The sequence below is a fragment of the Pseudomonas kermanshahensis genome (assembly GCF_014269205.2).
Taxonomy (GTDB): domain Bacteria; phylum Pseudomonadota; class Gammaproteobacteria; order Pseudomonadales; family Pseudomonadaceae; genus Aquipseudomonas; species Aquipseudomonas kermanshahensis.
Genome location: NZ_JABWRY020000001.1, coordinates 2,286,047 through 2,312,450, shown reverse-complemented (window position 1 = coordinate 2,312,450; position 26,404 = coordinate 2,286,047). Strand labels below are relative to the sequence as shown.

21 protein-coding genes and 1 pseudogene are annotated in these 26,404 nt (G+C 65.3%); 3 read left to right on the top strand and 19 right to left on the bottom strand.

Annotation, left to right across the window (positions count from 1 at the left end; translation table 11 throughout):
* From HU764_RS10730 to mdcA, 18 genes and pseudogenes are all read right to left on the bottom strand, one after another.
* On the bottom strand, positions 1-795 hold the full coding sequence (locus HU764_RS10730) for a hypothetical protein (RefSeq protein WP_186678036.1): 795 nt from the start codon (positions 793-795) through the stop codon (positions 1-3).
* On the bottom strand, positions 776-2,446 hold the full coding sequence (locus HU764_RS10725) for a GspE/PulE family protein (protein ID WP_186703792.1): 1,671 nt from the start codon (positions 2,444-2,446) through the stop codon (positions 776-778). The genes HU764_RS10730 and HU764_RS10725 overlap by 20 nt, the downstream gene beginning before the upstream one ends.
* A 61-nt stretch (positions 2,447-2,507) precedes the next feature.
* A complete protein-coding gene (locus tag HU764_RS10720) occupies positions 2,508-3,041 on the bottom strand; it encodes a response regulator (RefSeq protein WP_186703800.1) in 534 nt (177 codons plus the stop codon).
* Positions 3,042-3,289: 248 nt separating this feature from the next.
* Positions 3,290-3,931: a SurA N-terminal domain-containing protein gene (locus tag HU764_RS10715; RefSeq protein ID WP_186703793.1), complete on the bottom strand. Its 642-nt coding sequence runs from the start codon at positions 3,929-3,931 to the stop codon at positions 3,290-3,292.
* 12 nt (positions 3,932-3,943) lie between these two features.
* Positions 3,944-5,515, bottom strand: a complete 1,572-nt coding sequence (locus HU764_RS10710; RefSeq protein ID WP_186703794.1) for an ABC transporter substrate-binding protein — start codon at positions 5,513-5,515, stop codon at positions 3,944-3,946.
* Positions 5,516-5,603: 88 nt separating this feature from the next.
* Positions 5,604-6,269 (bottom strand): SCO family protein, encoded by a 666-nt coding sequence (locus HU764_RS10705; protein WP_027593475.1) that lies wholly within the window; start codon positions 6,267-6,269, stop codon positions 5,604-5,606.
* A complete protein-coding gene (locus HU764_RS10700) occupies positions 6,266-6,958 on the bottom strand; it encodes an SCO family protein (RefSeq protein ID WP_186678013.1) in 693 nt (230 codons plus the stop codon). Before HU764_RS10700 ends, HU764_RS10705 begins: the two co-directional genes overlap by 4 nt.
* On the bottom strand, positions 6,955-8,946 hold the full coding sequence (locus HU764_RS10695; RefSeq protein ID WP_186678012.1) for a cytochrome D1 domain-containing protein: 1,992 nt from the start codon (positions 8,944-8,946) through the stop codon (positions 6,955-6,957). The genes HU764_RS10700 and HU764_RS10695 overlap by 4 nt, the downstream gene beginning before the upstream one ends.
* Before the next feature lie 18 nt (positions 8,947-8,964).
* On the bottom strand, positions 8,965-14,832 hold the full coding sequence (gene mnxG / locus HU764_RS10690) for a manganese-oxidizing multicopper oxidase MnxG (protein ID WP_186678011.1): 5,868 nt from the start codon (positions 14,830-14,832) through the stop codon (positions 8,965-8,967).
* A 271-nt stretch (positions 14,833-15,103) separates the two neighbouring features.
* Positions 15,104-15,868, bottom strand: a complete 765-nt coding sequence (madM, locus tag HU764_RS10685) for a malonate transporter subunit MadM (RefSeq protein ID WP_186703795.1) — start codon at positions 15,866-15,868, stop codon at positions 15,104-15,106.
* A 2-nt stretch (positions 15,869-15,870) separates the two neighbouring features.
* Positions 15,871-16,293 (bottom strand): malonate transporter subunit MadL, encoded by a 423-nt coding sequence (madL, locus tag HU764_RS10680; protein ID WP_186678009.1) that lies wholly within the window; start codon positions 16,291-16,293, stop codon positions 15,871-15,873.
* A 62-nt stretch (positions 16,294-16,355) separates the two neighbouring features.
* Complete coding sequence (gene mdcH, locus HU764_RS10675; RefSeq protein ID WP_186703796.1) at positions 16,356-17,276, bottom strand: malonate decarboxylase subunit epsilon; 921 nt, start codon at positions 17,274-17,276, stop codon at positions 16,356-16,358.
* Entirely contained in the window at positions 17,273-17,887 is a 615-nt protein-coding gene (locus HU764_RS10670) for a malonate decarboxylase holo-ACP synthase (RefSeq protein WP_186678006.1), read from the bottom strand. Before HU764_RS10670 ends, mdcH begins: the two co-directional genes overlap by 4 nt.
* A gap of 1 nt (position 17,888) precedes the next feature.
* The gene (gene mdcE / locus HU764_RS10665; RefSeq protein ID WP_186703797.1) at positions 17,889-18,680 is read right to left on the bottom strand and encodes a biotin-independent malonate decarboxylase subunit gamma; all 792 of its coding nucleotides are present in this window, start codon (positions 18,678-18,680) and stop codon (positions 17,889-17,891) included.
* A pseudogene (locus HU764_RS10660) lies at positions 18,677-19,523 on the bottom strand (biotin-independent malonate decarboxylase subunit beta). The gene mdcE and the pseudogene HU764_RS10660 overlap by 4 nt, the downstream one beginning before the upstream one ends.
* Entirely contained in the window at positions 19,516-19,815 is a 300-nt protein-coding gene (locus HU764_RS10655; protein ID WP_186703541.1) for a malonate decarboxylase subunit delta, read from the bottom strand. The pseudogene HU764_RS10660 and the gene HU764_RS10655 overlap by 8 nt, the downstream one beginning before the upstream one ends.
* A 1-nt stretch (position 19,816) precedes the next feature.
* Positions 19,817-20,773 carry a triphosphoribosyl-dephospho-CoA synthase gene (locus HU764_RS10650; protein ID WP_186703542.1) on the bottom strand — a complete coding sequence of 319 codons (957 nt, stop codon included), beginning with the start codon at positions 20,771-20,773 and terminating at the stop codon, positions 19,817-19,819.
* On the bottom strand, positions 20,773-22,434 hold the full coding sequence (mdcA, locus tag HU764_RS10645; protein WP_027593486.1) for a malonate decarboxylase subunit alpha: 1,662 nt from the start codon (positions 22,432-22,434) through the stop codon (positions 20,773-20,775). The genes HU764_RS10650 and mdcA overlap by 1 nt, the downstream gene beginning before the upstream one ends.
* Positions 22,435-22,778: 344 nt before the next feature.
* Here mdcA and HU764_RS10640 point away from each other — a divergent pair, with 344 nt between their 5' ends.
* Positions 22,779-23,849, top strand: coding sequence for an enoyl-CoA hydratase/isomerase family protein (locus tag HU764_RS10640; protein ID WP_027593487.1), 1,071 nt, complete (start codon positions 22,779-22,781; stop codon positions 23,847-23,849).
* A gap of 16 nt (positions 23,850-23,865) precedes the next feature.
* Complete coding sequence (locus HU764_RS10635; protein WP_099429168.1) at positions 23,866-25,017, top strand: acyl-CoA dehydrogenase family protein; 1,152 nt, start codon at positions 23,866-23,868, stop codon at positions 25,015-25,017.
* A 64-nt stretch (positions 25,018-25,081) separates the two neighbouring features.
* Here the strand turns inward: HU764_RS10635 and HU764_RS10630 are convergent, their stop codons facing one another.
* Positions 25,082-26,014, bottom strand: coding sequence for a LysR family transcriptional regulator (locus tag HU764_RS10630; protein ID WP_027593489.1), 933 nt, complete (start codon positions 26,012-26,014; stop codon positions 25,082-25,084).
* Positions 26,015-26,139: 125 nt separating this feature from the next.
* Here HU764_RS10630 and HU764_RS10625 point away from each other — a divergent pair, with 125 nt between their 5' ends.
* Entirely contained in the window at positions 26,140-26,403 is a 264-nt protein-coding gene (locus tag HU764_RS10625; protein WP_186680092.1) for a DUF2790 domain-containing protein, read from the top strand.
* The last annotated feature ends 1 nt before the right edge of the window (position 26,404 follow it).

Genomic DNA, 26,404 nt, shown 5'->3' with positions numbered 1-26,404 from the left:
TCAGGCCACCGCCCGCCACATGGCGCACAGGGGGTCGGCTTCGCTGGCCGGCTGGCACAGCTGCACCGCTGCCAGTTGCGGCACGTCGCCGCGGCCGGGCGCATGCAGGTAGACCCGTGGCAGATGCTCGCCGTACAGCTCGCAGGTACGCTCGATCAACGCTTGCAGGGCCTGGTCGGTATCGGCACAGCCTTGCGCCAGCACCTGCTGCCAGGCACCGCCAGCAGCCAGCAACAGCACGCTGCGGCGCGGCTCGGCGAGGACGAACAGGAAGTCGCCTTGTGCCAGCTGCGCCGAACAACGGTTGTAGGCCGCCATCAGGTACGGCTGCACCGAGCGCAGGCTCAGGCGGCTTTCCCGGCCCAGCGCCTGCAGCCGTTGCAGCAAGGCCTCGGGCAACGCCGTGGCAATGCGTGCGGCACCTGCCGGCTCCGGCGAGAGGACGATGCGCCAGTCACCCAGCGACTGGCCGAAGAGGTTTTCGAAGCAGGCCCGCGCATAAGCATCCAGCTCGCGTGGATGGCCAATGGCATCGCTCCACGGTACCAGGCAGAAGCGGCTGTAGCGGGCCGACAGCAACACCCGCAATTGGGCGCCGTGTACGGCGTGCTCGGCCAGCAGTGCGCCCAGCGCTTCGACAGCAGCTTCCCAGGCCGGTTGGGCGGCGTCGCAGCTGAACTCGCGGCTGCCCAGCCACTGGTGCTGATTGCCTTTCCAGCAACCCAGGCCAACACCCTCGGCGCCGAGCACGGCACAGTATTTATGAGCAGCACGATCACGCAATGAATGTGACACGGTTGATCTCCTCAAGGGTGGTGCGGCCGTCACGGACCAGGTCCAGGGCCGAGGCCCGCAGCAAGCGCAGGCCGCGCTGGCAGGCGAGTGTCTTGATCTGCGACAGGGGGCGGCGTTCGACGATCATCTGCCGCAGGTCATCGTCCAGGTGCAGCAGCTCGGCGATGGCGCTGCGGCCGCGATACCCGCTGCCGCGGCACTGGCCACAACCCTGGGCGCGGACGAACGTCCAGCCGGCCACGGCGGCGCGTGTCAGGCCCGAGGCCAGCAGGGTTTCATCGTCCACTTCGCAGGCGCTGGCGCAGTGCGGGCAGGCCAGGCGAATCAGGCGCTGAGCCAGGATGGCGTTGAGCGCCGAGACGAAGCTGTAGGGGTCGACCTGCATCTGGCTGAAGCGGCCGATCACATCGAAGACGTTGTTGGCGTGGATGGTGGTGAACACCAGGTGCCCGGTCAGGGCCGACTGCACGGCGATCTGTGCAGTGTCTGGGTCGCGGATCTCGCCGACCAGGATCTTGTCCGGGTCGTGGCGCAGGATCGAGCGCAGGCCGCGGGCAAAGGTCAGGCCCTTCTTCTCGTTGACCGGGATCTGCAACACGCCGGGCAGTTGATATTCGACCGGGTCTTCGATGGTGATGATCTTGTCAACGCCGTGGTTGATCTCGCTGATCATGGCGTACAGGGTGGTGGTCTTGCCGCTGCCGGTGGGGCCGGTGACCAGGACCATGCCATAGGGTTCGGCGGCCAGCCGGCGCAAGGCACGCAGGGTTTCGTCGGCAAAGCCCAGGGCCTGCAACTGCACGCCGCTTACCTTGTCGGACAGGTCCTGTTTGTCGAGCACCCGCAGCACGGCGTCTTCGCCAAAGATGCTGGGCATGATCGAGACCCGGAAGTCGATCTGCCGCTCACCCACGGCGACCTTGAAACGACCGTCCTGGGGCACGCGTTTCTCGCCGATGTCGAGCTCGGCCATGACCTTGATGCGCGAGATCACCTGGTCGGCGAAGGCGCTGCCGCTGGCCTTGCCGGCACCGTTGAGCACACCGTCGATACGGTACTTGATGGTCAGGCCCTGGCCGGTCATGCCCAGGTGAATGTCGCTGGCGTGCAGTTTGAGGGCGTCGTAGAGGGTCGAGTTGACCAGCTTGACCACGCGGCTCTGGTCTTCGCTGATGCTGGTCAGCGACAGGCGTTGCAGCGGGTCGCTTTCGCTGCTGGCTTCACTGTCGTGGTCAAGCGCATCGACCGCGTGGAAGCTTTCTTCATGGCGGGCCAGGAACGTCGCCAGCTCGGCGGCGTGCGCCAGGTACAGCGGCGCGCCTTGCAGCACATCGTCGATCCAGGCCAGGCGCGCAGGGTCGAAGGGGTCGGCGAACACACCCATCAGTTCGCCGCCCTGCTCGATCAGCACGAACTCGCGTTTCAGGCACTGGGCCAGGCTGACCTTGTCGAAGCGAGGGGTGCTGGCCAGCAGCGCCTGGCTGTGCAGCACGGGGTAATGCAGGGTGATGCCGAGGCGGCGGGTGAAGGTGTCCGGGGTGTCGTTGGCCAGGCGCTCCAGGCAATTGAGCAGGCGTTCGTCACTGGCTTGCAAACGGGCCTGGGCCAGCAGCTCGCGTGTAAAACCGGCAATCTCGAGTACTTCGGGCATGGCCTGCGACTCCGCTCAGGGGGCGCGTCGCAGGCTGGCTCAGCCAGGGCAGCGGGCGCCGCTATTCCCCTGTGAGCAGTTGTTCGTCATCCGGACCTGGGGGCTTGGCGCCATTACGGCGGCGGTCAGCCAGTACCCAGCTACCATCGTACAACTGCAGGGGGAACGATTCGTTCCTGGTCTGGCGTCGTTCGACGAACCCTTCTGCCGGGTTGTCCGTGGCCCTGCGCCGGCGCTCGATGCCCATCAGGTCGAGGATCGCGCGCGCCAGTTCCGCTAACGGGAACGGTTTGAACAGGACATGGGTCACGCCAAGTTCGGCGGCTCGCTCACGGACCTCGGCGGTCGGGTGGGCGGTGATCAGCACGAAGTGGCACTGCCTGTTCTTGCGCACGGCCTCCAGTACCTGAAAACCCTCCATATCGGGCAAGCGGTAATCCAGCACAATCACTTGCGGTGCCAGGCGTTCAGCCTGCTCGATACCACTGGCACCGTCGTGGGCAACATGAACTTCCAGGCCTTGCGCCTGCAAATACGCCTGCAGGTTCTGCGCAAGAGTCTGTTCGTCATCGACTACCAATACTCTGTTCACCAAGGTCGACTCCCCAAAACTGCCCGGTTTCCCGGTCTGCGAAGTGCGGCCTTGATAAGGCTTGAGCAGGCTTCGTGCCAGGCGTGAATAGTCATGCTGCACCACTGTAAGTCGTTGATCTGGCAAGGGTGCCCGAAATCACCCCTGGCGCGGCGAGCAGGCGAGCTCGCCCGGTTCCCCACATCCGGGGAACCTGATGGCACTTTGCCAAGTCGTTATTCCCCAGCTTTGGGGAAACGCCATCGGGGCCTTCAGTCGGCGATTTCCACTTTAGCGGATTCGCGCAAACGTTGGCGCACAGCTTGCCGCGCTTGCGCCTGCAATTGCCCGATGAGCGAGGTCCTGGCCAAGACCAGACCCTGTTCACGTATGACAGAAGGGTTATCACTTTGGTTCTGCGCTCCTTGCAGTCTTTGTCGATTGGCCATGTAGAAGGCCTCCACCTCGGCCTGGCTGGGCGCGTCGACCGCGCTGAGCTGGGCATACACCCGCTGGGCAGCCAGCTCGCGGCGGGTGTAATCAGCGTACTCTGCCCTATCGAAGCCTGCCTGCGCCAGACGCCGTTCAAACACTGTCGGGCTGCCAAACGCCGCCTCCACTTCACCAACCTGGGCAGACACCTGTTCATCACTGATGCCGATGCCCTGGCGTTGGGCCTCCTGCCACAGCAGCTCCTTGTCGATCAGCTCGTCCAAGGCCTGGTCGCGCAGGCGCTTGTACAGGGTCGGGTTGCGGATGCTGGCCACCGCGCGGCCCTGGGCTTCGAGGTATTCCGTGAAGTAGCGCTCAAGGCGCATCACATCGATCTCCACACCGTTTACCCGCGCGGCCGGCACATCGGCCCAACTCGCCTTGGCGACCAGCAGCAACAGGCACAGCAACAGGGTACGCATGGCAACCTCCGCTCAAGGGGTGTCCGGCACTGGCCGGTACGGGGTGACCGAGGTGAAGCGCGGCCCGGGCAAGGCCACCGCCACCACGTGGGCACTGGCCATGCCCTGCCGGCGACCGGGGCCAAAGCCCAGGGCTGGCGTGAGGCCGGTAGTGACGTCGTGCAGGCCCTCCAGGGCCGTGATCAGTTGCTCGCGGCTGGCATCTCGGCCGATCTGTTTAAGGGCCTCTGTCAGCAAGCGCAGGGCGCACAGGGTGTTGACCTGCAAGGACGCCTGACGCGGGTCCAGGCCCTGGCGTTGTTGCAGCCCGGCGAGGGTCGCCAGGCCTTGCTCGGTCCAGTCTTCGGGCACGAATGGGTAGGCAAGGTAGACGCGCTGCGACCACTGCGCAGGTAAGTTCGCCACGGCCCCGACCACCTGGCTGGACGCTGCAAACAGGTATGGCTGGCGGCCTGCCGCCTGCAACGCGGCAGCCAACTCGGCAAAGGCCTGGGCGCGGCCAACGAAGACGATGCCCTGGCCGTCCACCGCCTGGCCATCGAAGGGCTGCAGGGCGCCGGGGGCCCAGCCTTGCTGCACAAGCTGTTCACGCACCTGCTCGGCCAGCGGCGCTTGCTCGTCACCGGCATACACCACACGCAAGCCATCTGGGGCGAGGCCCAAGGCGTCACGGGCGTGGCCGGCCAGGCTCAGCAGTTGCGCAGGCAAGCCCGGCAGCGGGTCGAAGATCTGCGCACTGCCGCCACTGCGCGGGGTGCTGCCGATCAGCGGCACGTTCTGCTGCGCCAGGACGGTGGTCAGTCGCTGATCGAGCATAGGTGCCAGCGGGGTAATCAGGCTGAACACCTGCTCCTTGTCCAGCAATTGGCGAAGGGCCTGCTCGGCGCTGTCGGCGTCGCTGCCCGGGTCGAGCACCACCAGTTCCAGGCGCCGCCCGTGCACACCGCCTTGCTGGTTGAGTTGCGCCAGGCCGTCTTCCAGTACTGCGCGCACCACGTGCCCTGCTTCGGCCAGCGGCCCGGAGCCCGGCAGCAAGGTGCCCAGGCGCAGCACGCCCTCCTTCACGCCCGGATCGCGCTCATCGGCCAGGCGTTTGAGGTAGGCGGTGAGGTTGCGCTGGTCGGCCAGGGTCAAATCGAAACGCGGCATGGCGGCGTCCAGGCGATTGCCGGCAGGGTCCACCCCCTGCTGGATCGCCCTGGCCAGGCTGGCGTCGGTATAAGGCGGGTAACTGCGGCCATTGGCCTGCCGCTCGCCCTGGCCCAGGGCCAGGCGTTGCCAGTCGAGGCTCGGCGGGCGTACACCGCCTTCGGCGCGGCCGCGACCGTCGGTGCCGTGGCAGCTTGCACAGGGTAAGACGCTGGCAGGAACGCTCATGTCGCTGGAGCCGACGCGTGCCAGCAATTGTGCGTCGCTGCTCGACTGGCCTTCGCGGTACAGACGCTTGCCGGCCTGTTCGTGTTCGGTGAGGTCGAGGGCAAAGGTTGAGCCGCACAGAGTGAGCCCTAGCACGCATACCAGGCTTTTGTAGGAGCGGCCTTGCGTCGCGAAAGGGCTGCGCAGCAGCCCCAACAGTCTCTGCATCGACACCAAAATCTGGGGCCGCTGCGCAGCCCTTTCGCGACGCAAGGCCGCTCCTACAAGGGCATTGGCCAGCGCAAGGTTCATGATGTCACCGCCCTGCCAGCGGCTGGGCCAGCAGCTGCATGCGCTGCGCGATCGCCATCGGTGGCGCATCGGGGCGGATCTTGCTCCAGCGCTTGCCTGCCACGTCACCGGCAATCAGCTGCGTGGAATGCTGTTCGGGGCTGGGCAGGAACTGGCCGATGCGGCCCAGGACCAGGTCGACACTGGCCTTGTCGCCAGTCAGGAACAGCCAGTTGGGGCCGTCCACGCCCTGCTTCTCGGCAAAGGCCTTGAGCGCCGCCGGGGTGTCGTTGAGCGGGTCGCTGCTGATCGAGACGAACGTCACCTGCCCGGCCAACGCCGGCCCCATGGCCTCGCGTACCTCTCGCAGCTTGCGGGTGATCAACGGGCAGGCGTCGGTGCAGTGGGTGAAGATGACGTTAAGCATCACCACCTTGTCCTTGAGCACATCGCTGTAGAAGCGCAGGTCGCGGCCATTCTGGTCCTTGAGCACGGTGTCAGTGAACCAGGTCTGGGCATCGCGGGTGCCGCCGCCGCTGGTCATCGCCTGGGGCGCTGCCTGTGGCTCGGGCGCCTGCTGGGCATGGCCTTCATGGGCCAATGCGACCGAGGCAAGAATCCACAGGCAACCGCCCAGTACCAGCCAGTCGAGACCGCGCATGCCGGCGCGGCGTGAGATCAGATGGCTCATGGTTGCACCTCGTTATGGTCACCGGTGTGGTCGGCATGGTGTTCGGCGATGGCCGTGCTCTTGGCATGCACCCGGCGTGCGCTGAGGCGGTTGATTTCCGCGACCAGTACCGCCGGGTCGGTGAAGCCGTAGTAGCGGGTCCAGTGGCCGCTGCGGCCATCGCCCACCAGAATCAGCGGCGGGTGCTGGCTGAGGTCGGCACTGAAGCTGCCCAGGCCTTTGAGGGTTTCGGTGATGGCGTACGACGTACCGGTCAGCCAGCTCCAGCCCGGTCCTGTCTGGAAGGCCTTGGCGTAGCCTTGCAAGCGCTTGGAATCGTCTCGCTGGGGGTCGACGCTGATCGACACCAGATGGATTTCTTCACCCACACGGCCACCCAACTGCTGCTGGACCTTGCCCATGATCGACGACACCACTGGGCACACCGTGGTGCAACTGGTGTAGATGAAGCCCATCACCACCAGGTGATCGCCGACCAGGTCCTTCTCCAGGCGCACGGGCATGCCGTCCTGATCCAGCAGCGAGACATCGGCAAAGCGCACACTGGCTTTCTCCTGTCGCGCGGCGGGCGGTTGCTCGGCATGGCCGCTGTGGTCATGCCCGGCATGGGCCAGGGCCAGGTTGCTGGACAACAACAGGGGCAGCGCCAGGCTCAGGCCCAGCCGTGTGAAAGCATGCTTGGCGTTCATCGCACACTCCTGGTTTGCATCTGGGAAGCGTCCCCTTGGGACGCCGTGGAGGCCGAGGCCGGCAGGACGCGCAGGCTGGTGTAATTCTCTTCGGCAAACTTGCGGCCCAGCGACGGTGACTGCACATGCAGGTACCAGGCGCCGGCTTCGGGCAGGGTCAAGGCCGCTTGGTAGACACCCTCGCCCACTTCTTCCAGGCGCAGGTTGCGCGGCATCGACGACGGCGCCAGGAAGTAGCGCAGGCTCAGGTCGTTCAGGCCCAGGCGCGGTTCACCGTCGTCGCCGACGATGCGCACCCGTGCGGTGAAGGCGCTGTGCTGCGGCAAAGGCTGCTCTAGGCCAAGGAACTCGGCATGCGCGCCCTTGTGCTTGCGGGCATTCGGCGCCTCGCCCACATCGGTGCTGAAGCAGTGGATGATTTGCGGCTGGTTGAGCAGGAAGGCCACGTCGAACTTGCCGGCCGCCGGCAGCTTCACCGTCGAGCCATACACCCCTGGGGCCACCTCGCGCAGGCTGCGGTCGACGACGATGGCGGCGCGGGCCTGGTGGCCGCGGTTGTTGTAGCCCGACATCGGCGCGTTCATGCCCTCGGCGTAGAAGTAGGTGGTGTTGTCTACCGGGTTGACCACGAACACCGAGTTGTCGTCACGCGACACCGATAACCCTTGTGCCAGCGGCAGATCACCGGCTTGGCGCGGCGCGGCAGGGCCGGCGTCGAAGCCCTGGACGATCGGCGAACGCCCTTCCCCAAGGCTGCTCAGGTTGATCATGCTGACCTTGGGCGAGGCCAGGCCGCGGACGTAGGCATAGCCCTTGGTAAAGGTCAGTTGGTAGGGTTCGGCCGCCACCGGGATGCGGTGGATGAGCGTGTCGGTACTGGCATCGATCACCAAGGCTTGGTTCTCCAGGGTGTTGAGCACGATGCCGTAGCGCCCGTCGCTGCTAAAACGCATCGGGCCCAGGCCCTGTTCCGCCGTGACGGTGTGGCGCAGTTGATGGCTGCGGGCATCGATGACCCGCACCGTGCCTTCTTGGCCGTCGACCACATAGACCGCCTGGGACAGCGCCGAGTAGCTCACCGACAGCGGGTGCGGCCCCACCTCCAGGGTCTTGGCCAGACGCATTTCAGGGATGTCGATGATGCTCAAGGTGCCGCTGTCGCGGTTGCTGACAAAGGCGTAGCGCGAGTCGCTGCTGAAGGCGATCTCGTGGTGCCCGGAGCCAGTGGCGAAGGACTTGAGGGTGCTGCGCCCGGGCACGTCGATCACCGTTACCCCGCCCTTGGCCGGGTCGCTGCTGTTGTTGCCGACCCACAGCCGATGCTGGTCCGGTTGCAGCGCCACCCGCGTCGGTTGGTCGCCGGCATCCAGGTCGGCCACGCGGGTGAAGGTCTCGGTATCGATCACCGACACCTTGCCGCGCTCCGGGATCGACACGAACACTTGCTTGTCGTCGCCGGTGGCCGCCCAGTCCATGGGCCTGCCTGGCAGTTCGATACGGGCCATGGTGCTGGTGACGCCCCCCACCGAAACCGTCGGGTCGATGACCGTCAGGCTGGCGTCCTTGTTCAGCATCAACAGGAAGTAGCTGTTGAGGTCGAGCAACGGCCGGGCGCCAATGCTGCTTTTCAGAAACAGCGCGACACGGGCCTTACAGCTTTGGTCGCGGTCGCCGACCGGTGCCGACTGGGCCGGGTCGATCCAGGCCCCCGGCGCCATGCCCGACAGCGGCTGGCCGCTGGCCTGGTCGCTGACCTTGAAGCGCACGTTGGCGAAGGCGCCTTCGCGCAGCTCGCCCCCGGCCAGCGGCCGCGCCTCGAACTCCACGGTCACCCCGTCCCGGCTGAGCCGGTGCAGGACCTGCGGGTCGGCAGGCTCCTGCAGCAGCTCGCGTGGGTCGCACCAGAGCTGCTCATACGCCACGCCCAGGCCGATCAGTGCCACTCCCAGCAGTACCCCCAAGTAAGCAGGGCGAGTCTTCTTGTTCATGCTCGCACTCCAGTGTCGTTATTGTGGCGCAGCCGTTGCGGGCGGCGCTTCGTTGCTGACCCGCAAAATCCCCCACAGCCCCGAGAGGTTGCCGTAGGCGGCATAGTCGCGGAATAGGTAGTCCCCCGGCACCGCGTTGGCACCACCCGCGCTGGGCAACATGAAGCTGAAGTGCGCCGCTGGCAGTACGCTTTCCTGGGCCCCGATGTAGATCGACATCGGGTTGAAGCCGAAGCGCACCGAGCCGATGCCTGGCAGGTTCATCGGGTAACCATCGGCGTCGTTCTTCTCGGCCTGGTAGGCGTGCAGTGGCCACAGGTGCCCGTCCAGCTGGTAAGTGATGCCGCGGCTGCCACCGCTGGGCATCAGCACATGGCTGCGTGCCGGCTGGCCAGGCTTGGCCCAGAGCACGGGCGTCTGCGGGTCGCCACCGACCAGGGCGTTGCTGTAGGCCATGTGGGCGTTTGGCACATCGGCGAAGCCATTGCCGTCGGCGTGGCCGAACGGTGCGTCCGGCGCCATGCCAAAGCGCAACCACAGCGGTTCGGTCTTGTAGTTCATGGCCATGTTACCGTTGTCCTTCGGATCGCCCGGCACGCCATTGCCTTCAGTAGCGATACCTTCCACGGGGCGGCCGTCAGCCCAGCGCATGTTCATCGAGCGCTGCCACACCGTGACGAAGTCGCGGTAGTCCGGCTGCCCGCTGACTTTTACCGTGGCCTGAGCACGGCTTGCGGTGTCCTCGGTGAAGGTGGCGGTTTGCGGCAGGATGCTCATGGCGCCCACCAGGCCTTTTTGCGGCTGCTTGATGAAATCGGACGGGGTCAGGTTCAGGCCGCCGAATTCGATCGCCGTGGTGTTGATGTTGTCCACCGTGCGGCCCAGTTGCAGCACCGGCTTGCCTTCACGCTCCAGGTGCCCGGCGTAGTACTGGTACACCTTGCTTGGGTAGGCACCGCTGTTGCCGGCACGCGGCGGCACGGTCTGCACCGGGTTGAGGCCGACGTTGGCACCATCGGACTTGGTGATGTCGTAGGCCAGCAGCTGTGCGTGCAGGCCAACATGGCTGGACGGCCGCATCAGGTTGTTGTTGAACGCCGTGGAGCCTTCACTGCCATTACGGTCACGCTTGACCACGTTCTGCATCACGGCCGTGCTTGGCAGGTCGGGCATCACCAGCGGCAGGCGGTTTTCCAGGGTGATACTGATACAGTCGCCGGCATTGGCGCGCAGCACCAGGGGCTCTACCGGCACGCCGGGTTTGAGCTTGCCTGTGGTCGCGTCCAGGTCTGCCTTGCGCACATACAGCACCGCGGTCGGGTCGTGCAGTGGTGCGCTGTGGCCGCCAACGGTGAAGGTGGTGCCGTCCTCCTCATCCACCACGGTCACCTGCGGGATGCTGGTCTTGCGGCTGTTGAACACCAGCGTGCCACCGCCAGGCTTGAGCGGCCCACCGACATGCTGGCCGACGCCGGCCGGGTCGGTGATGCTGACCCCGTGGCGGTTCTCCAGAATGTCGTTGGCCAGTGCGGCAACGATCTCGTAGCTGCGCTTGACCGTGGCGCGGGTACCAATGCCATTGGCGTTGGTGGTGGTTTTTGGGCAGATGCCATCAAAGTTTACGGTGTTGCGCATGGCCACCGGCTGCGGGTTGTTCGACAGCGGGAACAGGTCCGGGCGCAAGGTGGTGTAGTTGCGCATGATGCCCCAGATGCCGTTCCAGTAGCCTTCCAGTGCCGCGTCCAGCGAGTACAAGTAGTCGCCATTGGTGGCCGCAGCGCTGGAAATCATCGACACCGGCGCCATGAAGCCCAGCTGCTCGGAGATGCCGATCATCTGCGATGCCTTCCACCCCGAGTTGGAGCTGCTGCCGAAGCCCGAGCCATTCTGCAGCCACTTGACGCCGTGCAGCGTGACGTTGTGCTCCTCTTCATGGCCACCGGCATGCATGCGCAAGCGCACGTTATCACCCGAGTAGGTGCGCAGCAGCGGCGTGAACGGGTCACCGGGCTCGCTACCGGCGGTGTTGATGTGCGGCGGGAACACCGTGGTGCCACCGGTTGGGCCGACCGCCGAAGTGATCGCCGAAGGCGCCATGTTCATCGCTGGGATGGCACGGTCGGTGCGGCTCTGCAAGGCATAGCTCAGGTCACCGCCCAGGCCGTCGGCCTGCATGCCGCGTTTGCCGTCCGGGGCCACTTTGTTGGGGTCGAACACGCGCAGGGCCAGCGGTTCGTTACGGTAGTTGACGACGAACATGCCTGGGTCATCCACCGAAATGGCTTGTGGGCACGGCCGGCTTGGGCAGCCAGGGCTCAGGCCACCGCGCGACTCGACCACCGATTCGAGCAGCGACGAGGCTTTCTGCCGGACCGGTGGGTTGATGGCGTAGCGGAAGCTGTCGGCCGTGGCCGGGTACGACTGGCCATTGGGAATACCGTCCGGCCCTGCGCCCACGTACACGCCGGCTTCATAGGCATGCTGGAAGTCGCTGTACTCGAGGAAGAACTCACGGTAGCTGTCGTTTTTGCCGTCGCCATCGTGGTCACCGGTCTTGATCACTGCTTGCCACGAGGTTGGGCCACCGTCCTGGCGCGCAGCCGGGTTGTACAGCTGCTCGCCGGTTTCGGCGTGGTACCAGGTGGAGCCGGCAGGTTCGGCCAGTACCGTGGCGTACAGGCCCAGTTGCTGGTGGGTCGATGGGCCAAGGTGGTCGTGGGTGAAGATGGTGCCCAGGCCGCGGTCGACGTTGTGCACGTTGACCACAGGGTCGGCGAACCAACGCTGCATGGCGGTACGCGCGCCCAGCCAGTCGGCCCGGCCAAAGCGCCCGAAGTACGGGTGCTGCTTGGCGCTTGGGCAGGCGGCGGTGCCGTCTCGGCTATCGCCTTCGGTGCAACCGTTGTAGGCGCGAATGGCATGCACGCGCTCGACCACGCTGCCGGGTGAAAGAATGCCGTCCTCGTAGTTCCAGCCGTTGGCAGAACCATCGGCCGCGGTGAGGTCCCACTTGGGCAGGTGGATGTGCTGGCCAATCACGTCGGTTGGGGTGCGCACCTGGTAGTCGTCCATCTCATAAATGGACGGGATCAGGTTGGTGTGCTGGTACATGGTGCAATCGAAGGTGTTCATGCGCATCACCAGCGGCTCGGGTGGGCGCTGCTTGGTGATCACTGGCCAAGCGTCTTCCCAGAGGGCAATGATGCGCGCCTGCGGGAAGTGGTAGCCGACTTTGTTGTAGACCGCATCAAACTGTATGTTGGCGCCTTTATAGATGCGTGGGCGGTCGGCGGTGAAGGCAGACGCACCCCGGAAGCTCATGCCGGTCAGGCTTTCACCGCTGGCGAACTCGCCTATGCCCGAGGTCTGGGTAAGGCGCTTGCCGCGGTCGTCCATGCACGGTTCAAAGAACGGTGCCCCAGCCGTCGGCAAGGCGCCATTGGTGCGGAAGTTGCGCGCCACCGGCTGGCTGCCCGGCATCAGCGCATAGCTGGGGTGCTCAGCCTTGGCGTGAAACTTCATGGCCGCCTGTTCGACTTCGGTGCCCTCTTCCGGCAGGTAGATCGGCTTGGCTTTATGCACCACCTTGGAGAAGTCCAGCTTGGTGGTGGTGGTCAGTGCTTCGCCACCTGCCGAGATGCCATCCAGCGCGTGCCGGCCCAGGCCACCATCCCAGCCATCGACCTGGTTGGGGTCCAGGTTGGCCCACAGGGCATTGCCGCTGTTCTTCAGTTGCTGGGCAAGCGCAGGGTCGAGCATGTCCAGCGGCGGGGTCGGTGGGCGCTGGCCGACGCTGCTTTCCATGCCTCCGATCCAGAACGGGTAGCCTGGGTTTTTCAAGGTGCCGTCGGCGTTGCGGTTGGTTTCGCTACGGTCGACCAGGGCCAAGGAGCCGACAGCCTTGGGCGCAGCTGCCCCGTGGCCATGGTCATCGTCGCCCTCTTCTTCCTCTTCATCATCGTCCTGCTCGTTTGCGGCCACCCACTGCTCTGCAAGCTTAGGCACCACGACCACTTTGCCCGGCATCGGCGCCATGGCTTTGCCCGGCAGCGGGACGATGGCGGGGATCGGCGTACCGGCAATGATTTCACCGTCCGGCAATGCCCGTGCGCCGACGGCTGGCTTGCCACTGCGCAGGGCAAACGGCGTGCTGTGGAAGCCGTTTGCATCCTGGCCACTGACCTCCAGCCGGGTACCTTCCTCGAACACGTCGTGCACCCGCCACATGGCCCACATGCCTTGGGCGAAGTGCGGGTAGAAATGGCAGTGATAGATGGCATCGCCGGCTACGCGGTTACGGTTGCCAGAGCCGCCGTTGGCGATCTCGTAGGTGTACCCGATGCCCGGGCCGATGCCTTGGGCGTCCACGTAATCGGAGTTGTCGTCGTTAGGGTTGAACAGCCACTGGTGGCCGTGCAAGTGGAAGATGTGCTGCTCATGACCATTGTGCGTATTACGGAACTTGGTGAAGTCGCCAATGTAGCTGTGGTGGACGTTGGCCGGCTCCGACGGGTACAGGGCCATGCTGGCCTTGACGCCCACGGCATTAGCCGGTGGGGTTTCGCCGGGGCGGATGTTCTCCAGGCCGACGTTGGCTGGCACGTCCACCAGCGTGCCGATATCGCCCACGGTGTGCGCACTGAGGAAGAACTCCTCGTAGGCGCACGACAGGCAGTCATGCATCGGGCCCACGCCCAGTCGGTTGGCCACCACCTCGGCGCCCATGCCGCCCGAGCCGTAGTTGATCATGAACGAATCGCGGGTCGGCTCCAGCACGTGGCCCATGATCGGGTCGGCCCAGTAGCCGGGGAAGGCCTGGGTGCCGGCCACTTCGTCGGCGAACTGCGAGGCGAAATCACGGAACGCATCCAGCCGGTTGGGCAGCGCCGGGTTGCGCTTGTTGACGCTCTCCAGTGGGTAGGTCGAGCGGGGGAAGCTGCCGTCTGGGTTGGGGCCCATGACGATGGCATCGGTCTCGCTGTTGAGAATCTCGTTGCCATCGACCATCGCGATGATCGGCTTGCCGGCCTTGCCTTCGGTGATCCACGGCTCTGCCTGCGGGTAACGGGCCTGGTAATCGATGACAGGTTGGCCTGTGGGGGTGCGGCCGGTGGTGGCCAGGCGCATTTCTTCTTCGGTCAGGGTGTTACGGAAGGTGCGCCCGCCTTTGGGCACCACCACCACCTGGCCGAACAAGCCGTTGGCAACGTTGCCGGCTCCGCCCTGGCCGCCGAAGGTCGCGCCTTGGCTGGTTGCGGCGAAGGCCCCTTCGCGTTCGGCGTACAGGGTGTAACTGCGGGTGTTGCCCGGCGACACCAGGAAGTTGCCATTGCGGCCGGTGTTGGCGGCGATGTCGCCAATGCTGTTGACGGCTTGCATGCCGTTGACCTGGAAACCTACGTGGCGGTCGCTGACTTGCTCATCCGCAACGAAGTGCTCACCGCCTTCATTCTCGAATTCGGTTTCCGGCCCTTCTTCTTCCTCACCTTCGGCCTCGTTTTCTTCGTGGTCGATACCGTGCTTGTTTGGGTTGGCCTGGTAGGCCAGCAGGTTGGTCAGGTTGACGGTCAGGCAGTCACCGGCAGCGACCCGCAAGACGATTGGCCGTGGGCGTTTGTCCGGGCGCAAGGTGACTTTGCCAGGCACTGCGGCTCCGCCTTTGCCAAGCGGGACCTGGTGCTCGTCCACGACATCTTCGCGCAGGGCGAACATCATGCCATTGGCGTTTTGCGCGCCAAGGCGGTTGAACATCAGCGGCTGGTCCAGTGCGACCACATTGGCAACCAGGGTGCGCTGGCACTGCACAGCTGCCTCGCTGGTCGCTTCCCAGCCGAGCAGGGCCAGGACAAGGGATGACAGGACGGGGCCTTTGAGCGGGGTCGACATGCTGCACCTCCGGAACACAGGGTCTCTGCGTGGAGGTTGAGCAAGGTATATGCCAGATGAGAATTGTTATATTTTTTGGTGAGTTACAGGGCTAACCGAAACAGATTGGGGAGGATTCCCCAGCGCTTTTCCCCGATTCGGGGGATGGGGCTGCGGGTAGGGGCAGCCCTGTGCTGGGAAGAGGTCGGTGACAACACCGTAGATAGTCGCCGCTAGTAAGGGCCTCTTCGCAGCGCAAGGCTGCTCCTACACAGAGGGCGTGAAGGGTGGGTCAGCCGATCAAGCCGCGCACGCAGAAATACAGGATCGAAGGGCCCATCAAGCAGCCCAAGCCGGTATGGAAGGTCGCGGTCAGCGCGCCGTACGGCACCAGCCGCCGGTCCGTGGCCGCCAAGCCTGCGGTCACCCCCGACACCGTCCCTGCCAAGCCACCGAACACCATGGCCGAACGCGGGTTGTCCAGGGCCAGCAGGCGGGCCGACACCGGGGTGAACACCATCACCAGGATGGCCTTGATCAACCCGGTGGCTATCGACAAGGCCATCACGTCCGAGCTCGCACCCAGCGCCGCCCCCGTCACCGGCCCGACGATATAGGTCACCGCGCCCGCGCCAATGGTGGTCATGCTTACGGCATCGCGATAGCCGAAGGCATAGGCCACCGCCGCACCTACGATAAACGGCAGCACCGTGCCCAGCAGCAACGCAACGGCGCCAATCATCCCGGCCTTGCGCGCCTCGGTGGCCTGCACTTCGAAGGCCGTGGCGACGATGGCGAAGTCGCGCAGCATCGCCCCACCCATCAGGCCGATGCCAGAGAACAGTGCCATGTCCGCCAGGCCCTTTTGCCCGCCGGTCACGGTACCGCCAACCCAGGCCAGCACCAGCCCAATGACGATGGCAATCGCCGAGCCGTGCACCCGGCCGAACGTCAGGTATTTGGACATCAGTACCGACAACCACATGATCGCCCCGACAACCGCGAACGCGGTGACCAGGCCGTTGTGTTCCAAGGCATTGTCAACGATCGGCCACATGATCAGCGCCCTCCTGCAGGGGCAACCTGCCCAGGTGTTTCGGGTGTGGGCTCCAGTGCGGGCAAGGGTTCACCGCGGTGGCTGCGGCTGATCAGCGCGATGGTCGCGCCACACACCAGTACCGCGCCGACAGCCGCCAGCAGCGCCACCGGCCCGCCGTGCAGGGCCGTGACCACGTTCTGCTGGGCCGCCATGGCCACCACCACCGGAATGTACATCGCGCCCCAGAAGCCGACGCCGAATTCGCACTCCTTGCTCATGCCGCCGTGGCGGTGCATGTACAGCCGCGCACAGATCAGCAGGATCATGGCAATACCGACCCCGCCCACGTTGGATTTGACGCCCAGCAGCACGCCCAGGAAGTCGCCGACGATAACGCCGGCAAGCGTGCACACTGCCAGCAGAGCCACACCATAAATAATCATTGTTGTTGTCCTCAGGTGTTGTCGAAGTTGCTTGTTGTTGTCCTTCGCGTTGCACAGCACGGTCATCGGTTGCCGGCCACCTCCTGACGCATTAAGGCGTCGACGCTATCCAGCCGAGTGGACTCGATGGCTACCACGCGGCCATTGGCGAACACCTGGCGGGCCAGGCCGCTGAGCACACTGCCCGGTGGTATTTCCAAGTGCAGGCGCACCCCGCGTTCATAGGCGTTGCGCAACGTGGCACGCCAGTCCACCACCCGCGCCATGTTGCCGGCCAGGTCGTCGCGCAAGCGTTGCGGGTCGTGGATCGGCCGTGCACTGCTGCCGCTCAGGTAGGTGATGATGGGCCTTCGCAGTTCGACCGCAGCAAAGGCCTCGGCCAGTTCCGCAGCCGGGGCGTCGAGCAGTGGGCAATGGGACGGCACGCTGACCGCCAGGCGCCGCGCGACGCCCTGGCCCAGGCTGCGCGCGCGTTGGGCCACCGCAGCCATGGCCGCCTCGCTGCCGGCAATGACGATCTGGTTTTCGCTGTTGAGGTTGGCGATGTAGACCTCACCGCCCGCCTCCACCAGCAAGCGCTCGACACTGGCCAGGTCCAGGCCACTCAGCGCGGTCATGCCATACCCCTGCGGATAGGCGCGCTGCATCAACTCACCGCGCAGGGCAACCAGGCGCACGGCATCGGCGAACGCCAGCGCACCGGCCGTGACCGCGGCGGGATACGCCCCTATCGACAGCCCTGCCACATAGTCGGGGGCGGGACTTTGCTGCAGCAGTCGGCGCGCCCAGGCCACCCCGGTCAGCAGCAGGCACAGCTGCACGGCCCGGGTGCTCTGCAATGCCTGCTCGCTGTCCAGGCCCAGCACCTGATGGCCCAGCGTATCGCTGGCCTCCTCCAACAGTGGGCCGGCCCCCTCGGGCAAGCGGTGCAACATGCCTACCTGCTGGGCACCCTGGCCGGGGAACGCGAACAAGCTGCTCATGCCGCACACCCCCAGGCAGCCCAGGGGTCAGCCACCAAGCGCGCGCCATGGGGCGACTTGAGTAGTACGCGGCGGGCAACACCGGCCCACTCACGCAGGGCCACGGCACCTGCCGGTGTTTCCAATTGCACATCGATACGGCATGGCGCGCAGTCCAGTATGTCCAGCAGTTCCCGTGCTTTTGTGCGTGCCAGGGGGTGTGGCGTGCGCACGACCACGTCCAGATCACTGGCCAGGTGCAACACGCCAGTCTCGGTGGCGAGTTGGTACCCCACCCCACCTGTCGGCCCCCAAGCCAGCCCGGTGGTATCGAGCACCGGGGCCACCGAGGCCAACGCCTGCAATGCAGGCCACGGGCTCGGTGCTCGCCAGCGCAGGGCCTCAGGGCTTTGCAGGCGTTGGATATCGGCCAGGCGCATCTGTGTGCCCAGCCGCTGATCCCGGCTCAGGCCGCGCAGGCCCACCGCCACCCAGCCGTCAGCGCAGGCGGCGCGGCGCACCACCACAGGCTGACCGCTTGCCACCACCTGATGCGCCCACTGCGGGGCATCTTCAGGCAGCGCGCAAAGGGGCAACCCCCACAGCAGGTCGTGCGCGCGTGGGCTATTCATCTCAGGCCCCCTGCCACTGACGGCGCAAGTGTTCGCGCACCTCGCGGGAGGCGCGCCGGTTTTCGCCCACCAGCCGCGATGACAGGTCGGTCGAGTTGCCGATATCGCGCACCGCTTCGGCCAGGCAGGTACGTACCTTGGCCAGGTCGGCTGCACTTGGCGTCTCGGCGTTGTCCACGCCAAGACGTCGCCACAGCAAGCCCAGCGAGGCATAGCTGTCGAGGTCATAGGCCATCGGCGGTACTTCGGCGGCCAGGGCCTCCAGTGCTTCGACGCTGCGCAATGTAATGCGCGCGGCAGCGGCCTTGCCCATGGCGTGCACCATCACCCCAGCGTCGTCCAACGCGATCAGGCGCTGGGCTTGATAGCCATGCGCGAGGAAGGCGCCAGACATCGCCTTGCCGACCAGCAGCCCAATCACCGGGTGCCCGGCCAAGCGCGCCTCGGCATACGCCTGCACCGCACCGGCCAGCGCCTGGTGAATGCCCAGCGCCTCTTCGCGGCGGCCATAGGCCTGGCTGGGCACATCGATGACGGCGACGATGGCCCGCTTCTCGCCGTCGCGGTCTGCCGCGACCGCTTCGCTCACCGCCTTGGCCAGCCCCCAGCCTTCCAGCAAGCCGACCTCGCCCGCACGCGCCCGGGGGAACGGGTTATGCGCATCGGGCACCACGGCAATGAAGCGCGCCAGGCGGTTGTCCAGTTCGCCGTCGATCACCTGCAGCGACGCGGGGTAACCCGGCAGCACTTGCCCGCCGGCCAGGCCCGGCAGCCAGTTCATGGCTCGGTTCATTTGGCTTCTCCTTGGTAGAGGCTGCATACGGCGGCGGCATCCAGTTGCGGGCAGTCATCGCCGAGGCGCGACAGCCGCTCGAGGTACCAGGCGTGGCGGCGAGCACGGTCTGTGGCGGGGGTGTCGAGCAGGTGCACAAGCTGCTGGCGTATTGCATCTGCATCATCGGCCACGTAGCCGTCGACCAGCCCACTGGCATGGCGCTGCTCGCCACCGGTCAGGCTCCAGATAAAGGGGCGATCCTTGGCGTCGTATTCAGCGATGCCCGCTTCCTGCTCGATGACCTGCGGGCCATTGAGGCCCAGGCGCGCCTCACGGGTGACCAGCAGGTGGCTGCACAGGCCGGCAGCGATGGACATACCGCCGAAGCAGCCGACCGAGCCTGCGATCAGGCCGATCACCGGCTGGTAGCTGCGCAGCTCGACGATCGCGGCCTGGATCTCGGCGATTGCCGCCAGGCCCAGGTTGGCTTCCTGCAGGCGCACGCCACCGGTTTCCAGCAGCAGCACGGCGCAGGTCGGGGTGCCGTTGCGGTTGTCTTCGATGGCCAGTTCCAGTGCACCGGCGATCTTCGCCCCGCCCACCTCCCCATGCTGCCGCCCTGGAAGCCACCTCGATAGCGGCGACCACCGTGTTGCGGCCATTCAGCCGGCCTTTGGCGATGACCACGCCATCATCGGCCTGGGGCACGATGCCCTGGCGCGGCAGCCAAGGTGACATGAGCCGGTCGAAGGGGCCCAGCAGCTCGCGGAACGTGCCCGGGTCAAGCAGTGCCCGGGCGCGCTGGCGGGCGCCCATTTCGACGAGGCTGCGGCTGTGCAGCAAACGCTCGGTGTCAGTCATGGGCGATCTCCTCGAAACCTTGCTCCAGGCGCAGGCGCACCACGCCTGGGGTGGCGCCAAAATCATGGATGTCGATGTTCACCGCTGGCCATTGGCGGCCTTCGAACAGGCGCTGGAACAGTTGCGTCCAGCGCGCGCCGCTGCCGTTGACCGACGTCACGACCTGGATCTGCAGGCTGCCGGCGATGCCGGGTTCGATCAGTACTTCCAGGTCGCCGGAGCTGACGCAGCCGAGCACGGTGCGCCCGCGCCCTGGTTCGGCGGCGGGGAATTGAAAGGTCAGGGTTTCCATGTCACAGGCTCCCGGCTTTGTCGAGGAACAGGCAGGCCGCCAACAGATCGGCAGCGCCACCCGGAGAGGCATTCAGTTGCAGTAAGTGTTCATCCAAAAGGCGCAGTTGCCGCCGCCCGTCCAGCGTGGCGCTGCCACCGGCGTCGAGGACGGCGCGGGCACCCTGCTGGACCGTGGCCAGCCCTTGTGGCCCGGCGCGCCAAAGCACACAGGTGTCGGCCAGCGCCGCCATGATCGCCAGCAAGGCATCGAGCCGCGCGTGGGTTTCGCTGGCACCTAAGGCACGGCTGCGCTGGAGCTGTGGCAGGCCATGCGCGATAACCGCTGGGAAACCCAATTGCGCCTGTTCACGGGCTCCGCCGCTGCCATAACGGCGCCTTACGTGGGCACCATGGCTGTCTTCCGATGTTGCGCCCGGGTCGTCGATCAGCGCGATGCGCCCGGCGCGGGCCGCCACTGCGCACGGGTCAGCGTGGGGACCCAGGGCACAGGCCGCCACCAGCAGCCCCAGAGCCCAGATCGCGCCTCGGTGGGTATTCACCCCGCCGGTGGTCGCCAGCATCGCGACCTCGCCTTCGCGGCCAATGCGGCCTAGCGCAGTGCGCAAGGGCTGGCCGACGCCGCCAATGGCCTCGGCCGCTTCGGCCATCTGCCGCAGGCACGGCCACAGGGCCAGCGCCGACGCATGCATCAACGCTAGCGTCATGTCGGTGTGCGCACCGTTGCTGCGGCGGTCTACCAGGCCCGGTTTGGGCGACAGATCGACTTCGTCGATCAGGGCTTCTACTGCCAAATCCGCCAGGTGATCGGCCAGAGGGATTTTGGTTGTCTGTTCAGCCCTCTTCGCGGGCAAGCCCGCTCCCACAGAGCCCCCACTGGCTTTAAGGCCCGTTACATACCGGTAGGAGCGAGCTTGCTCGCGAAGCAGCCCATGCGATTGCAGGTCGAGTACTTTCATCACCAGCTCCTGAACCGTGCGGGTGGGTTGTACAGGCCACCGGACCATTCCACCAGGTCGGCGATGCTGCGCGCAGCCAGCAGCTCACGGCTGGCATCGGTACGGCGGATGCCCAAGTCCTCGGGCAACGCCACCAGGCCCTGCTGGCGCAGGCGCTGGGTGTCTTTGGGGTCATGCCGCAGGCCAATGGCGGTGACACCGGCCACGGCTGCAATCATCTGCTGGCGTTCCTCAAGGCTGCGCGCTTTGTACAGGTAGGCGATGCCTTCTTCGGTGAGCAAGTGAGTAACGTCGTCGCCGTAGATCATCACCGGTGCCAGCGGCATGCCGGCTTTTTTCGCCACTTCGACCGCATCGAGGGTTTCGACGAAGGTGGGCTTGCCGCCTTCCTGGTAGGTCTCGACCATCTGCACCACCAGCTTGCGGCCGCGCTCGAGCATCGTTTCGGGCACGGTCATGTCGAGCCAGGCTGGTGTCGCGTGGCGGCGCCCACGGGGGTCGTGGCCCATGTTCGGCGCACCGCCAAAGCCCGCCAGGCGGCCGCGGGTGACGGTCGAAGAATGGCCGTCGCCATCCACCTGCAACGTGGCACCAATAAACAGGTCGACGGCGTACTGCCCCGCCAACTGACACATCATGCGGTTGGAGCGCAGCGAGCCGTCGCGGCCGGTGAAAAACACGTCCGGGCGCTGGGCGATGTAGTCTTCCATGCCCAGTTCAGTACCGAAACAATGCACGCTCTCGACCCAACCCGTTTCGATAGCGGGAATCAGCGTGGGGTGAGGGTTGAGCGTCCAGTTGCGGCAAATTTTGCCTTTCAGGCCAAGGGATTCGCCATAGGTCGGCAAGATCAGCTCGATGGCTGCGGTATTGAACCCAATGCCATGGTTCAGCGACTGCACCTGGTGTTTTTCATAGATGCCACGGATCGCCATCATCGCCATCAGCACATGCACCGGCTTGATATGGCGTGGGTCGCGGGTGAACAGCGGCTCGATGTAGAACGGCTGGTCGGCGACCACCACGAAGTCGACCCAGGACGCGGGAATATCGACGCGCGGCAGGTCGTCGACCCGCTCCACCAATTGGTTGACTTGGGCAATGACGATGCCGTCACTGAAGGCGGCGGGTTCGACCAGGGCCGGTGTGTCTTCGGTGCTGGGGCCGGTATAGAGGTTGCCATCCCGGTCGGCCATGAAGCCCGCGACCAGGGTCACGTTGGGGATGAGGTCGACCAGCAGCCGGGAGTACAGCTCGATGTAGGTATGGATGGCGCCGACTTCGAGCAGGCCATCTTCCAGCAGTTGCCCGATACGCAGGCTCTGTGGCCCGGCGAACGAGAAGTCGAGCTTGCGGGCGATGCCCCGCTCGAACAGGTCGAGGTGTTCGGCACGGCTGACGCTGGGCATGATCATGTGCAAATCGTGCAGCCGCGCCGGGTCGACCTTGGCCAGTGAGCGGGAGAGAAAATCGGCCTGCTTCTGGTTGTTGCCTTCCAGCACCACCCGGTCGCCGGGGGCGAGTAACAGTTCCAGTGCCTCGACGATATGCGCGGTGGGCAGCACCACACCGTCGGCGAGGTGGCGGACCCGGTCGAGGCGGCGCTGCTTCTCGGCGCGCCGCCGCGACCATTGCGGCGGTGGATTCTTGGTTGTTGTCATGGTGACTCCACGGATTCGCTGTCGTGGAGCCACCTTAGGGCGAGGCGTGAGGGTGCATCAATCAAGCTGGATGGGTGATCGTTACGCTCAGGTTAATGAATTGAGGGTGGGGTGGGCTTGGGGTGTATGGCGTGATATTAGTGGCGGGCGCAGTTCGAGCGCCGCGCGGGCGGCGCTCGATCTCCCAGGCGCTGCAAGGCTTAACCTGAACACAAGGCAAAAATGCAGAACACCCCTGCAGATTTGCCGATTGTGCACGACAAATTCGCATGACAGGATCCAGTGATCCTCCAGCGAACTCCAGACTTCACTTGGAAAATCAATAACAAAGCAGGGAGAACGCGATGACCGCGCATGCTTACACTTCGGCGACGGATCATGTCTTGGCTGAAGTCCGCAACCAGATTGGCCACCTGACCCTGAACCGCCCCGCCGGCCTCAATGCCTTGACCCTGGATATGGTGCGCAGCCTGCGCCAGCACTTCGACCAATGGGCAGACGACCCGCAGGTGCGCGCAGTGGTACTGCGTGGTGCGGGCCCTAAAGGGTTTTGCGCCGGTGGCGATATCCGCTCGCTGCACGACAGCTACAAAAACGCAGAACGCCTGCATGAAGACTTTTTCGTCGAGGAATACGCGCTCGACCTGTGCATCCATCATTACCGCAAACCGGTGCTGGTGCTGATGGACGGCTTCACCCTCGGCGGCGGCATGGGCCTGGCCCAAGGCTGTGACCTACGGGTGGTGACCGAACGCAGCCGGCTGGGCATGCCGGAAGTCGGCATCGGCTATTTCCCGGATGTGGGCGGCAGCTATTTCCTCTCACGCCTCCCTGGCGAGCTGGGCACTTACCTCGGTGTCACTGGCACCCAGATCCAGGCCGCCGACGCCCTGTATTGCGGGCTCGCCGACTGGCACGTGCCCTGCGATAAACTCACCGCACTCGACCAGGGCCTGGACCGCCTGACCTTTGGCGACCACCCGCTCAAGGACCTGCAAGGCCTGCTGGCCAAGCTCGGCACTCAGGTGCTGGATGACGCGCCGCTGGAGAAGCTGCGCCCGGTCATCGACCATTTCTTTGCCCTCCCCGACTTGCCAGCGATCATCGAGCAACTGCGCACCGTCAGCATCGGCGACAGCCACCCATGGGCCCTGGCCACCGCCGACCAGCTGGAAAGCCGCTCGCCACTGGCCATGGCGGTTACGCTGGAAATGCTGCGCCGCGGTCGCCACCTGGCACTTGAGGCGTGCTTTGCCATGGAGCTGCACCTGGACCGCCAGTGGTTCCAGTACGGCGACATCATCGAGGGCGTGCGTGCCCTGATCATCGACAAGGACAAGCAGCCACGCTGGAACCCGCCCACCCTGGCCGAGCTCGAGCGCCAGCGGGTCGACCAATTCTTCGAAGGCCTGTGAGCCCGGGAGTACACAGATGCAAGACCTGGAACTGAGCGAAGAGCAGATCATGATCCGCGACATGGCCCGGGACTTTTCCCGTGGCGAAATCGCGCCCCATGCCCAGGCCTGGGAAAAAGCCGGCTGGATCGATGATGGCGTGGTCCGCAAGATGGGCGAGCTGGGGCTGCTCGGCATGGTGGTGCCTGAAGCCTTCGGCGGCAGCTACACCGATTACGTCGCCTACGCCCTGGCCGTGGAAGAAATCGCCGCTGGCTGCGGCGCCACCGGGGCGATGATGAGCATCCACAACTCGGTGGGCTGCGGCCCGTTGCTGGCTTATGGCACAGCCGAACAGCAACAGGCTTGGTTGCCACGCCTGGCCACGGGCGAGGTAATTGGCTGCTTCTGCCTGACCGAACCCCAGGCCGGCTCCGAGGCGCACAACCTGCGCACCCGTGCCGAACGCGTGGAGGGCGAATGGGTGATCAATGGGTCCAAGCAGTTTGTCAGCAATGCTCGCCGAGCAGGCCTGGCGATCGTCTTCGCGGTGACCGACCCGGAACTGGGCAAGAAAGGCCTGTCGGCCTTCCTGGTACCCACTGACAACCCTGGCTTCAAGGTTGACCGCAGCGAGCACAAGATGGGCATCCGCGCCTCTGATACCTGCGCGGTGACCTTCGACAACTGCCGCATCCCGGCTGCCAATATGCTCGGTGAGCGCGGCAAGGGCCTGGCCATCGCCTTGTCCAACCTCGAAGGTGGGCGTATCGGCATCGCCGCGCAGGCATTGGGTATCGCCCGCGCCGCGTTCGAAGCCGCGCTGGTCTACTCCCGTGATCGGGTGCAGTTCGGCAAGCCGATCAACGAACACCAGAGCATCGCCAACCTGCTGGCTGACATGCAGGTACAGGTGAATGCCGCACGCCTGCTGATCCTGCATGCAGCCCGCTTGCGCAGTGCCGGTAAGCCGTGCCTGTCGGAGGCTTCGCAGGCCAAGCTGTTCGCGTCGGAAATGGCCGAGCGGGTATGTTCCATGGCCATCCAGGTGCATGGTGGCTATGGCTACCTGGAGGATTACCCGGTGGAACGCTATTACCGCGACGCACGAATCACGCAGATCTACGAAGGCTCGAGCGAGATCCAGCGGATGCTGATTGCACGGGAGCTCAAGCACTATCCGCTGTAGCGAGTCGCCAAACCTGTGGGCGCCGGCAAGCCAGCCCCACAGGTTCCAGCTAAATCAGCCCGTTTCAGCGCCAATACCGCTCATCATCCACTATCCGCGCATGGGCCTCGAACAGCGCCGGTAGCTGTTCCTTGAGGTAGTCGATCCAGGTACGCACCTTGGCATCCAAGTAGTGCCGCGACGGGTAGATCGCGTACAGCGCACACTCGCGCAGGCGATACGGGGCCAGCAGCCGGCGCAAACGCCCCTGCTCGATGGCCTGGCTGGCGGTGTAGAACGGCAACAGCCCGATGCCCATGCCCAACTCGCTGGCCAGCAGCATGGCGTCGGCTACGTTGGTCAGGAAGCTGTCTCGCGGCGCGATCACGCACTGATCGACGCCTTGCGGGAATACCCAGTCGCCTTCATACATCGGATACGCCATGCGCAGGCAACGATGATCATGCAGGTCTTCCGGCCGCTCAGGCACCCCAAAGGTCTCCAGATAGCTGGGCGCGGCACAGGGGATGCTGAAGATGTCGCCCAAGGGCACTGCGATCAATTGCGAGTCCGGCAAGGCCCCGTCCACGGTGATCACCACGTCATGCCCTTCAGCCAGCGGGTCGGGGTTGCGTTGGGACAGGGTCAATTCGACCACCACCTCAGGGCACAGCGCGTTGTAGCCCGCCACCAGCGGCATCAGCAGCAGGCCCAGGCCATGCGGGCAATGCAGGCGCAAGCGGCCACGGGGCGTGAGGTGCGCGCCGCGCGCTTCGCCCACGGCTTCTTCGGTCAACAACATGATTTGCCGGGCGCGCTCAAGAAAACGCTCGCCCGCCTCGCTCATGCGCAAACGGCGCGTGGTGCGGTGCAGCAGACGCGTCTGTAGCTGGTTCTCAAGCTCGGCAACGATGCGCGACACCTGCGCCGCTGAAATATCCAGGGCATTGGCAGCCGCCGCAAAGCTGCCGCACTCCACCACCCGGGTGAAGGTACGCATGGCATGCAGCATGTCCATGAGGGATGGGCTCCTTGTTCAATCTTATTCTTACGCTCAAGGCAGGAATCTATCACGGGTTAGCCCATTTATTGTGGATCACCAATGAATACATCATTGGTAAAACATTGAAAAAGGAACCTGCCATGAAACGTTCGATCGCTGTGCTTGCCGTTACCGCTGCCCTCGCCTCGTTCGGCGCCTTGGCTGACGCGGGCACTGACCAGCCTGTTGCCAGCAGCAACTACGAATACGGCATGCCGCTGGATGTGGCCAAAGTCATCTCCATCACCCCAGCCAGCAATGCAGCCGATTGCCAGGTTGGCACCGCGCACATGGTCTATGTCGACCATCAAGGCCACACCCGCGAAATCAACTACCGGGAAATGGGCAACTGCTCGCAGCAGTAAG